At 76.1% G+C, this 10,729-nt stretch carries 8 protein-coding genes; 7 read left to right on the forward strand and 1 reads right to left on the reverse strand.

Translation table 11 applies throughout. The features are described from left to right. Positions 1 to 116 precede the first annotated feature (116 nt). Positions 117 to 1,100: a helix-turn-helix domain-containing protein gene (locus ABZV78_RS30125; protein WP_355644033.1), complete on the reverse strand. Its 984-nt coding sequence runs from the start codon at positions 1,098 to 1,100 to the stop codon at positions 117 to 119. Positions 1,101 to 1,179: 79 nt separating this feature from the next. On the opposite strand from ABZV78_RS30125, the gene recN reads away from it, so the two are divergent. The 7 genes from recN to ABZV78_RS30160 form a co-directional block, all read left to right on the forward strand. Further along, entirely contained in the window at positions 1,180 to 2,937 is a 1,758-nt protein-coding gene (gene recN, locus ABZV78_RS30130) for a DNA repair protein RecN (RefSeq protein ID WP_355644035.1), read from the forward strand. Positions 2,938 to 3,055: 118 nt separating this feature from the next. Further along, positions 3,056 to 4,234, forward strand: a complete 1,179-nt coding sequence (steA, locus tag ABZV78_RS30135) for a putative cytokinetic ring protein SteA (RefSeq protein ID WP_355644037.1) — start codon at positions 3,056 to 3,058, stop codon at positions 4,232 to 4,234. A gap of 27 nt (positions 4,235 to 4,261) precedes the next feature. Continuing rightward, positions 4,262 to 5,203 carry a copper transporter gene (locus ABZV78_RS30140; RefSeq protein WP_355644039.1) on the forward strand — a complete coding sequence of 314 codons (942 nt, stop codon included), beginning with the start codon at positions 4,262 to 4,264 and terminating at the stop codon, positions 5,201 to 5,203. A gap of 46 nt (positions 5,204 to 5,249) precedes the next feature. Then, the gene (locus ABZV78_RS30145; RefSeq protein ID WP_355644041.1) at positions 5,250 to 6,113 is read left to right on the forward strand and encodes a hypothetical protein; all 864 of its coding nucleotides are present in this window, start codon (positions 5,250 to 5,252) and stop codon (positions 6,111 to 6,113) included. A 1-nt stretch (position 6,114) separates the two neighbouring features. Beyond that, positions 6,115 to 7,806, forward strand: a complete 1,692-nt coding sequence (locus ABZV78_RS30150; protein ID WP_355644043.1) for a lipid II flippase MurJ — start codon at positions 6,115 to 6,117, stop codon at positions 7,804 to 7,806. Beyond that, positions 7,803 to 8,936 (forward strand): glycosyltransferase family 4 protein, encoded by a 1,134-nt coding sequence (locus tag ABZV78_RS30155; protein WP_355644045.1) that lies wholly within the window; start codon positions 7,803 to 7,805, stop codon positions 8,934 to 8,936. Before ABZV78_RS30150 ends, ABZV78_RS30155 begins: the two co-directional genes overlap by 4 nt. After that, the coding region (locus tag ABZV78_RS30160) for a hypothetical protein (RefSeq protein ID WP_355644047.1) at positions 8,936 to 10,729 on the forward strand (1,794 nt) is incomplete at its 3' end. The genes ABZV78_RS30155 and ABZV78_RS30160, both read left to right, overlap by 1 nt.

A 10,729-nucleotide genomic window follows, 5' to 3' on the forward strand; every position in this document is an offset into this window, starting at 1 on the left:
TCACCGCCGTGGCGCGGCGGAAAGGGACTCCCCAGGGTTATGTGGTGGTTCAGTTGAAGCAGTCCTTGACGGTGCCTGCGCAGTTGGTGGGGTCGCCCGGTGCCGCCCCGCCCGGCTCAGATCCAGCCCCGCCGGGCGACCTGGAAGGCCAGCCCCGGCCGGGTGTCCACGCCGGCGATCGCCATCAGGTCGGCCAGCCGGCGCTGCACCGTCCGCCGGCTCACGCCGAGCTGCGAGGCGATCGACTTGTCCGGCACACCGGCCACGAAGAGCGACAGCAGCCGGGCCTCGTCGGGATCCGGCCGGTAGCCGGCCGCGTCCGGGGCGACCGGTGGCGCGGCCGAGCTCAGCGGCGTCGCCATGAGCCAGTGGCTCTCGAAGAGGGCGAGCAGCGCGTCCAGCAGCTGGCTGCGGCCGATCACCGCGGCGGTCGGCTCCCCGCTGCCCCGCTCGGGCACCAGCGGGCACACCGCCGTCCGACCGTCCACGATGGCCAGCCGGACCGGCAGCCGGTCGAGGACACGGGCCTGCTCACCGGCGCGTACGCCCTCCTCGACGTCCGCCAGGGCGCCCGGTTCGAGGAGCATCTCGCGTTCGTAGATGGCCCGGTAGCGGACGCCGCGGGCCAGCGCGTCGAACTCCTCGACGTTCTCCTGGCCCGGCATGGCCAGCGGGTTGGCCCGGCAGAACCAGAGCACCTCGACGCGGGCGCCGTTCTGCAGGTCGCGCAGGCGCTCGCGGAGCGCCCGGCCGCCGGTGACGACCTCGACCAGGTGCCCGGCGTCGTGTCGGCGCATCCCGGCGCGGTACTCCTCGGTGAGCTGGGTGACCGCCGCGCGGGCCGACTCCAGCGCCTCCTGGCGGCGCAGCAGCGCCTCGCCGAGCGGGACGTCGGGCGCCAGCGGCCGCAGCGGCGCGTCCGGCTCCGGTCCGGCCGGCGGCACCAGTCCCTTGCCGCGCAGGGCGTCGAGCTGGGCGAGGATGTCCGCGCGCGGGCGGCCCAGCCGCTCGGCGAGCTCGCCGACCCGCGCGGTCGTGAGCTGCACGAGGCAGCGGTAGAGCCGCTCCTCGTCCGGGGTCAGGCCGATCACGTCCAGCACGGGGCAGAACTGTACGACCCCACCAGCCGCCCCGCGCCGGCTGGTCAAGTGTCGGAGGACGCGTCTACTGTCGGGTGCTGTGCTGGAAGAGCTGCGCATCACCGGACTGGGCGTCATCGAGGACACCACGCTGCCGCTGACCGGCGGGATGAACGTCATCACCGGCGAGACCGGTGCGGGCAAGACCATGGTGGTGACCGGCCTCGGCCTGCTCTTCGGCGGTCGGGCCGACGCCGGCCGGGTGCGGGCCCAGCCGGGCCGCGCCGTGGTGGAGGGCCGGCTGCGGCTGCTCGGCCGGGTGGCCGAGACGGTGCACGCCCGGATCACCGACGCGGGCGGCGAGCCCGACGAGGACGGGTCGCTGCTGCTGAGCCGGACGGTCACCGTCGAGGGCCGGTCCCGCGCGCACCTGGGCGGCCGCAGCATGCCGGTGTCGATGCTGGGCGAGGTCGGTGAGCAGGTGGTGGCCGTGCACGGCCAGTCCGACCAGCTGCGCCTGCTGCGCCCGGCCGAGCAGCGGGCCGCGCTCGACCGGTTCGCCGGCCCCGAGCACGAGAAGCTGCTCGACGCGCTGCGCGAGGCGTACACCGGGTGGCGGGCGGTGGTCGACGACCTGGCCGACCGGCGGCGCAACGCCCGCGAGCGCAACCAGGAGGCCGACCTGCTCCGGCTCGGCCTCGACGAGATCACCCGGGTCGACCCGCAGCCGGGCGAGGACGACGAGCTGAAGGCGGAGGCGCAGCGCCTGGAGCACGCCGAGGGGCTGCGCACCGCGGCCCAGCTGGCCCAGCAGTGCGTGGCCGGCGGCGTGGAGGCGGCCGACGACACCCCCGACGCCACCGCGCTGCTCGGCACCGCCCGGCGCACGCTGGAGGGGCAGGCCGGCACCGACCCCGCCCTCGGCGAGCTGGCCGCCCGGCTGGAGGAGGCCGCCACCCTGGTCGCCGACGTCTCCGCCGAGCTGTCGACCTACCTCGCCGCGCTCGACGCCGACCCGGCCCGCCTGCAGACCGTCTACGAGCGCCGGGCCGCGCTGCGCGGGCTCACCCGGAAGTACGCCGACGACGTCGACGGCGTGATCGCCTGGGCCGAGCGGGCCCGCACCCGCCTGTCCGACCTGGACACCTCCGACGAGCTGCTGGACGAGCTCGACAAGGAGGCGGCCCGGCTCGCCGGCGAGGTGGCCGACCTCGCCGGCCGGGTCTCCACCTCCCGGCAGGAGGCCGCGGTCCGCTTCGCCGAGCAGGTCACCGTCGAGCTGGCCGGGCTGGCCATGCCGCACGCCCGGATCGAGGTTGCCGTGCTGCCCCGTCCGGCCGGGCGGGCCGAGCCGAGCCTGCCGGTCAACGGGGTCGAGGCCGGCGTCGGCCCGGACGGCGCCGACGAGGTGGAGCTGCGGCTGCTCGCCCACCCGGGCGCGCCGGCGCTGCCGTTGCAGCGGGGCGCCTCGGGCGGCGAGCTGTCCCGGGTGATGCTCGCCATCGAGGTGGTGTTCGCCGGCTCCGGCGGCCCGCCCACCCTGGTCTTCGACGAGGTCGACGCCGGCGTCGGTGGGCAGGCCGCGGTGGAGATCGGCCGCCGGCTGGCCCGGCTGGCCCGCAGCCACCAGGTGCTCGTGGTCACCCACCTGCCGCAGGTCGCGGCGTTCGCGGACCGGCACCTGGTGGTGGCGAAGGACACCGGGGGAGCGGTCACCACCAGCGGCGTGCGGGTGGTGGAGGACACTGAGCGGGCTCGCGAGCTGGCCCGGATGCTCGCCGGTTTGCCGGACTCGGATCTGGGTATCGCGCATGCCGAGGAACTCCTGGCCGTGGCGGCCAAGGAAAGGCGCCCGTGATCCCGAGATTGTGAGCGCAAGCACACCGGGGTGCGCTCCGGTGTGCTTCCCTGGGTAGGCGGCCCTGCTCAGGCATGTCGCGACAGCAAAACCTGCCTCACATGCCAGGATGGTCACGATGCGTCTACCCACGTTGCGCCGGACCCGGAACGCGGAACCGGACTCGATCCGCGGTGCCGCGCGCCTCGACCGCCGGACGAAACGCCTGGTCGGGCGGCTCCGCCCCGGCGACATCGCGGTCATCGACCACGTCGACCTGGACCGGGTGGCGGCCGACTCGCTGGTCGCCGTCGGTGTCGCCGCCGTGCTCAACGCCAAGCCGTCGGTCTCCGGGCGCTACCCCAACCTCGGCCCCGAGGTGCTGATCTCGGCCGGCATCCCGCTCCTGGACGACCTCGGCGAGAGCGCCTTCGAGCAGATCCGCGAGGGCGACGTGGTGCGCATCGAGGGCAACACGGTCTTCGTCGGCGAGGAGCCGGTCGCGCACGGCGCCCTCCAGGACGCCGAGACGGTCGCCAAGTCGATGGCCGACGCCCGGGAGGGCCTGTCCGTGCAGTTGGAGGCGTTCGCCGCCAACACCATGGACTACCTCAAGCAGGAGCGCGACCTGCTGCTCGACGGCGTCGGCGTGCCGGAGATCCAGACCCAGGTCCAGGGCCGGCACTGCCTCATCGTCGTCCGCGGCTACGACTACAAGGCCGACCTGGACGTGCTGCGCCCCTACATCCGGGAGTTCAAGCCGGTGCTGATCGGCGTGGACGGCGGCGCCGACGCGCTGGTCGAGGCCGGCTACACCCCTGACATGATCATCGGCGACATGGACTCGGTCACCGACGACGTGCTGCGCTGCGGCGCCGAGGTGATCGTGCACGCCTACCCGGACGGCCGGGCGCCGGGCCTGGCCCGGGTCGACGGCCTCGGGGTCCCGGCGATCACCTTCCCGGCCGCGGCCACCAGCGAGGACCTGGCCATGCTGCTGGCCGACGAGAAGGGCGCCTCGCTGCTGGTGGCCGTCGGCACCCACGCCACGCTGGTGGAGTTCCTCGACAAGGGCCGGGGCGGCATGGCCTCGACCTTCCTGACCCGGCTCAAGGTGGGCGGCAAGCTGGTCGACGCCAAGGGCGTCAGCCGGCTCTACCGGCAGAGCATCTCCGGCTCCTCGCTGCTGCTGCTCATCCTCTCGGCCGTGGCCGCGATGGCCTCCGCGGTGGCGGTCTCCACGGTCGGGAAGGCGTATTTGGGTGTGGTGTCGGAGTGGTGGGACAATTTCGTGTTCCAGCTCGGCCAGCTCTTCTAGCTCCCCGACGATCAAGAGGCTGCAAGCGTGATCAACTTCCGCTACCACGTGGTGTCCCTGACCGCGGTCTTCCTGGCGTTGGCGATCGGCCTGGTGGTCGGCACGGCCGCCCTGAACGGGCCGGTTGCCGACTCGCTCAAGGAGCGGGTCAACGGGCTCAGCAAGGACAACTCGCTGATGCGCCAGTCGGTCAACAACCTCCAGAAGGAACTGGACATGGAGGAGGACTTCGCCGCCGAGATGGCGCAGGTCGTCCTCCCCGGCAAGCTGAGCGGCCGGCGGGTGCTGGTGCTCAGCCTGCCCAGTGGCCGGGACCACACCGAGGGCGTGGTGAAGATGCTCCAGCTCGCCGGGGCCAACGTCACCGGCCGGCTCGACGTGCAGGACAAGTTCATCAACCCGGACAGCAACAACAACCTGCTGGAGCTGGCCGTCACCGCGGCCCGCCCGAACAGCGTGCCCACCTCCGGCCTGCCGGGCAACGGGCACGGCGTGGAGACCTCCAGCGCGCTGCTCGCGAGCGTCCTGCTCGACCGGCCGCAGGGCAGCCCGGCGGTCACCGACGCGGATCGCCGTGCGGTGCTGCAGCACTACGCCACCTCCGGCTACCTCACCCCGGAGGACAAGATCTCCGGCGCCGCCGAGGCGGTCGTGCTGGTCAGCGGCCAGCCCTACGTGGACAAGTTCTCGGCGGAGAAGGACGAGTCGGTGGTGAAGATCGCCGAGCAGTTCGACCGGTCCGGCGCCATCGTGGTCGGCGGCATGGGCTCGGCCGGCGGCAACGTGGTCTCCGTGGTCCGGGGCGACCCGGTGCTCTCCCAGACCATCTCCACGGTCGACAACGCCAACACCGTGCAGGGCCAGCTGGTCACCAGCCTCGCCCTGGTGCAGCAGCTGACCGAGAAGAAGGCCGGCCAGTACGGCGTCGGTGACAACGCCGCCGCCCTGCTGCCTAAACTGCCCCAGTGACCGGTCCGCACCGCGTCGCGCTGAACATCCGGATCGGAGGGGTCGCGTGAGACTGGGTCGGCTGCTGGCCGTCGGCGCGGGGGCGCTGGCCGCCCGCTACGTGCTGCGGGAGGTTCGCAGCTCACCGGCTGCGCCGGCGCTGGAGCGCACCAACTTCCGGGGCCGCACCGTCACCCTCGCCGCCGGCCCGGCCCTCGCGGTCGGCGCGGCCACCGCGGGCGCGCTCGGCGCGGGCAGCGCCCCGGCCGGCGCCGCGGCCCTGATCGCCGGGGTGGGCGCGGGCTCCGTCGGGCTCTACGACGACATCGTCGGCGCGCGCCCCGAGCAGAAGGCCGCCAAGGGCTTCGCCGGGCACCTCGCCGCGCTCCGCGAGGGGCGGATCACCGCCGGGCTCGTCAAGATCGCCGGCGTGGGCGCGGCCGGGCTCGGCGCCGCGGCGCTGCTCGCCGCCGACCGGCGGGTCGCCGCGCACCCCCGCCGGCAGCAGGCCGGCGCCCTGGGCCGCGGGCTGGACGTGCTGCTCGGCGCCGGCGTGGTGGCCGGCACCGCCAACCTGGTCAACCTGCTCGACCTGCGCCCCGGCCGGGCGCTGAAGTCCGGCATGCTGCTCGGCGCCAAGCTCGCCACCGGCCCGTACGGGGGCATCGCGGCGGGCGCGGTCGGGGCGGCCGCGGGGCTGGTCCAGGACGACCTCGACGAGCGGGTCATGCTCGGCGACAGCGGCGCCAACGCGCTCGGCGCGCTGCTCGGCGTGAGCCTGGCCGCGCGGACCGGGCCGCTGGGCCGGGCCGGCGTGCTGGCCGTGCTCGCCGCCCTCACCGCCGCCAGCGAGAAGGTGAGCTTCACCCAGGTGATCCAGCGGACCCCGGGGCTGCGTCACCTCGACGAGCTGGGCCGGCTCCCCGACTGACGTGACGAAACCGGCACCCCTCGCCGGCGCCGGCCGCGTGGCCGGAGCGGCCGCCCTCATCGCCGTCCTCACCGTCGTCAGCCGCCTCGCCGGCTTCGGCCGCACCGCCGTCTTCACCTGGACGCTCGCCCCCACCGACCTCGGTGGCGCCTACCTGGTGGCGAACTACGTCCCGAACTTCATCTTCGAGATCGTCGCCGGCGGGGCGCTGGCCAGCCTCGTCGTACCGCTGCTGGCCGGCGCCGTCGAGGCGGGGGACCGGCGGGCGGTGGCCGCCACCACGGGGGCGCTGCTGACCTGGACGCTCAGCCTGCTGGTGCCCCTCGCGGTGCTGGTGGCGCTGCTCGCCGACCCGCTGCTGGGGCTGCTGGGCGGCGGGCTGGACGGCGCCCAGCAGGAGGCCGGGGCGCGCATGCTGCGGGTCTTCGCCCCCCAGTTGCCGCTCTACGGCGTCGGCATCGTGCTCACCGGGGTGCTCCAGGCACACCGGCGGTTCGCCTGGCCGGTGATCGCCCCGCTGCTGTCCAGCGTCACCGTCATCGTGGTCTACCTCGGCTTCACCGCCGCCGAGGGACGGCTGGCCGGCGTCGGCGAGGTCGGCCCCGGCGGCGAGCTGCTGCTCTCCGGCGGCACCACGCTCGGCGTGGTGGTGCTGTCGCTGTCCCTGCTCATCCCGCTGCGCCGGCTGGGGCTGCGGCCGCGGCTCGGCTTCCGGTTCCCGGCCGACGCCCGGGCCCGGGTCGGTGGCCTGGCCGCCGCCGGGGTGGTCACCGTCGCCGCCCAGCAGATCGCCCTGGTCGTCGCGCTCAACCAGGTCACCTTCGGCCGGACCGCCGACGTCGGCGTCTACAACCTCGCCCAGACGATCTACTTCCTGCCCTGGTCGGTGCTGGCCGTGCCGCTGGCGGTGGCCGCGTACCCGACGCTGGTGGCGGCCCGGGCAGCCGGCGACGAGCGCGCCTACCGGGAGACGCTCGCCCCGGCGGTCCGCGGAGTGGTGCTGTTCAGCCTGCTCGGGGCCGCCGCGCTGGTCGGCACGGCGATCCCGGTCGGGCACTTCTTCTTCGACCCCGCCGACGCCGGCACGGCTGCGGCCGGCATCGCCGGCTTCGCCCCCGGCCTGCTCGGCTACGGCCTGTTCGCGGTGCTCACCCGGGCCCTCTACGCCCGCGGCGAGACCCGGACGGCCACCGTCGCCACCGCGCTCGGCTGGCTCAGCGTGCCGGCGCTGGCCGTGCTGCTCGGGCACCTGCTGCCCCTCGCGGACCGGGTGCTCGCGGTGACCCTGGCCACCTCCGCCGGGATGCTGCTCCTCGGCGGACTGCTGATCGCCGCCGTGCTCCGCTCCGCCGGCCCGGCCGCCCTGGCCGGCGTCGGGCGGGCCGGCGCGGCCGGCCTGCTCGCCGCCGCGGTGGCCGGGCTCGGCGGCGCGGCCACCGCCCGGGGACTCGCCGGGCTCGCCGACGGGACCCCGACGACAGCGGAGGCCCTCGCTCAGGGCATGCTGTCCGGGGTCGTGGTCGGCGCCCTGTTCCTCGCCGTCGCCTGGGCGACCGACGCCCGGGACCTCCGGCCGCTGCTCGCGGCGGTGACCCGCCGGCTCGGCCGGCGACGCCCGCCCGGCGGCGACGGCCCGCGGGAGGACCAGCACCCCGGGGAGCGGGGCGACGGAAAGGAGACCGTTTCCTCATGACGGACGCCTCGTCGACGCCGCGGTGGCCCGGCTCGGTGGCCCTGGTGCTCGCCTCCAGCACCGGCGGGGTGGGGCAGCACGTCCGCTCGATCGCCCGGGGCCTCACCGAAGCCGGCGCGTCCGTGCTGGTCTGCGGCCCGGCCGCCACCCAGGACCAGTTCGACTTCACCGGGGTGGGCGCCCGGTTCACGCCGGTGGAGATCCCGGCCAGCCCCACTCCGGCCGACGCGCGGGCCGTCGCCGCGCTGCGCCGGGCCCTCGCGGACCCGCCGGTGGACGTCGTGCACGCGCACGGGCTGCGCGCCGGCCTGGTGGCCGTGCTCGCCCGCCCGGCCGCCCCGCTCGTGGTCACCTGGCACAACGCCGTGCTCGCCGGCGGGCTGCGCGGCGGGCTGTCCCGGCTCGCCGAACGGATCGTCGCGCGGAACGTCCGGGTCGCGCTGGGCGCCTCCGCCGACCTGGTCGAGCGGGCCGCCGCGCTCGGCGCCGCCGACGCCCGACTCGCCCCGGTCGCCGCCCCGGCACTGCCCGCACCGCGCCGCCGCCGGGCCGCCGTCCGCGCCGAGTTCGGCGTGGCCGCCGACCGCCCGCTGATCCTCTCGGTGGGCCGGCTGCACCCGCAGAAGCGGTACGACATCCTGGTCGACGCGGCCGCCCGGTGGCGGGGCCGCCGACCCGCGCCGCTGGTGGTGATCGCCGGCAGCGGGCCCGCGTACCTGTCGCTCGCCGCGCGGATCTCGGCCGCGCGGGCGCCGGTGACCCTGCTCGGGCACCGCACCGACGTGGCCGACCTGCTCGGCGCGGCCGACCTCGCCGTCGTGACCAGCGACTGGGAGGCCCGCCAGCTCTTCGCCCAGGAGGCGCTGGGAGCCGGCGTACCGCTGGTGGCGACCGCCGTCGGCGGCCTACCGGAGCTGGTCGGGGACGCCGCGGTGCTGGTTCCCGCCGGCGACGTGGACGCCGTCGACGCGGCGGTGCGCGACCTGCTCGACGACGAGGGCCGCCGGGCCGACCTCGGCCGGCGGGGCGCCGCCCGGGCCGCGAGCTGGCCGACCGAGGCGGACACCACGGGCGCCCTGGTCGACCTCTACGCCGAGCTGACGCCCGAGCACTCGACGGGGATCCGGTGATGCTGCGCAGACTGACCCCGGTGCTGCTGACCCTGGTCGTGGTGGCGCTCGGCATCACCGCGCTGGCCGCCCGCCCCGACAGCGGCGCGCCGGAGCGCAGCGCCGACTTCGTGGTGGTGGCCGGGGCGGCCGGGCTGCGCTGGGAGGACGTCGACCCGCAGGCCACCCCCACGCTGTGGCGGATGGCCGAGCAGGGCTCGATCGGCTCCCTCTCGGTACGCTCCGCGCACCGGCCCACCTGCCCGGTCGACGGCTGGCTCACGCTGGGCGCCGGCAACTTCGCCGCCTGGAACGGCAGCCGACCGGGCGGGGGGTGCCCGGCCGCCGGAGTGACCGTCGAACAGCCGGACGGGATCGGCGCGAACCTGCCGGAGCAGGAGGGCGTCGTCGCGTACAACCAGGACCGGCTCTCCTGGGGGGCCACCCCGGGGGCGCTGGCCGAGTCGGTGCGCTGCTCGGTGGCGGTCGGACCGGGCGCCGCGGTGGCCGCCGCCCGTCCGTTCGGCCGCGTCGACCGCTACGCCGCGGTGCTCCCCGCCGACCCGGCGAAGCTGCTCGGCTCCTGCGTGCTGAGCATCGTCGACCTGGGCACCGTCGACGGCGAGGACCCGACCGTCCGGGCCGCCCAGGCCCGCCAGGTGGACGCCCAGCTCGCCCGGGTGCTCGCCGCCCGGCCGCCGCGTTCGCTGGTGCTGGTGGCCGGCGTCTCGGACACCGACACGCCGTCCCGGCTGCACGTCGCGATGGCCGACGGCCCGGGCTGGGACAAGGGCTGGCTGACCTCGCCGAGCACCGCCCGCGAGGGCTACCTGCAACTGGTCGACCTGGCCCCCACGGCGCTGGCCGCCCTGGGCCGGCCGATGCCCGAGCGGCTCTTCCTCGGCCGGCCCGCCGTGTCCGTCGGCGACCGCCCCGACGACCTGCGCGCCGCGATCGACGCCCCGGCCGACGCCGACCGGGAGGCCGCCGCCCAGCGCCGGGTCGCCGGCTGGTTCTTCACCCTGCTCGCCGCCGCCCAGGTGGCCCTCGCCGTGGCGGTGCTGCCGCTGCTGCGCCGGGCCCGCCGGCACGCCGGCCCGCACGGGCCCGAGCCGGTGTCCCGGCGGGTGGTGGCGGCGGTGGAGCTGCTGCTGATCGCCGCCGCGCTCGCCGTGCCGGCCGCCCTGCTCGCCGACGCCGTGCCCTGGTGGCGGGGGCAGCACGCCGGCTGGTGGTTCGCCTCGGTGACCGCCCTGCTGATCGTCGGCGGCACCGTCGCGGTCCGGTTCAGCCCCGGCCACGAGCGCACCCTCGGGCCGCTCGGCGCGGTGGCCGCGCTGGCCACCCTGGTGGTCGGGGTGGACGTGCTCACCGGTTCCCGGTTGCAGCTCAACGGCGTGATCGGCTACTCCGCCCTGGAGGGCGGCCGGTACGCCGGCCTGGGCACCGTGGGCCTGGGCGTGTTCATCGCCGGCGCGCTGCTCTGCGGCGGCTGGCTGGCCCAGCGGGTCCGCCGGGCGTGGCGGCCGATGGTGATGGTCGCGGTCGGCGGGGCGGCCGTGGTGATCGTGGGCAGCCCCTACCTGGGGGCCGACTCGATCGGCGCCATCGCGCTCACCGCCGGGGTGAGCGTCGCCGCCGCCATCTGCACCGGCGGCTGGCTGACCGTGAGCCGGCTGGCCTGGGCCACCATGGCCGGGCTGGCGGTCACCATCGGCTTCGCGGCGCGCGCCCAGCCGGAGTCGTCCTGGTTCACCGGCCTGATCGGCACCCGGCCGGCCACCAGCCTGCCGAACGCCGAGAAGCCGGTGTCG

Source organism: Micromonospora sp. NPDC004540, assembly GCF_040610095.1.
Lineage (GTDB): Bacteria > Actinomycetota > Actinomycetes > Mycobacteriales > Micromonosporaceae > Micromonospora.

What these genes read in the sequence shown, in the direction of transcription:
- steA (WP_355644037.1), top strand. Translation starts at nt 3,056, where the DNA reads ATGCGTCTACCCACGTTGCGCCGGACCCGGAACGCGGAACCGGACTCG.
- ABZV78_RS30155 (WP_355644045.1), top strand. Translation starts at nt 7,803, where the DNA reads ATGACGGACGCCTCGTCGACGCCGCGGTGGCCCGGCTCGGTGGCCCTG.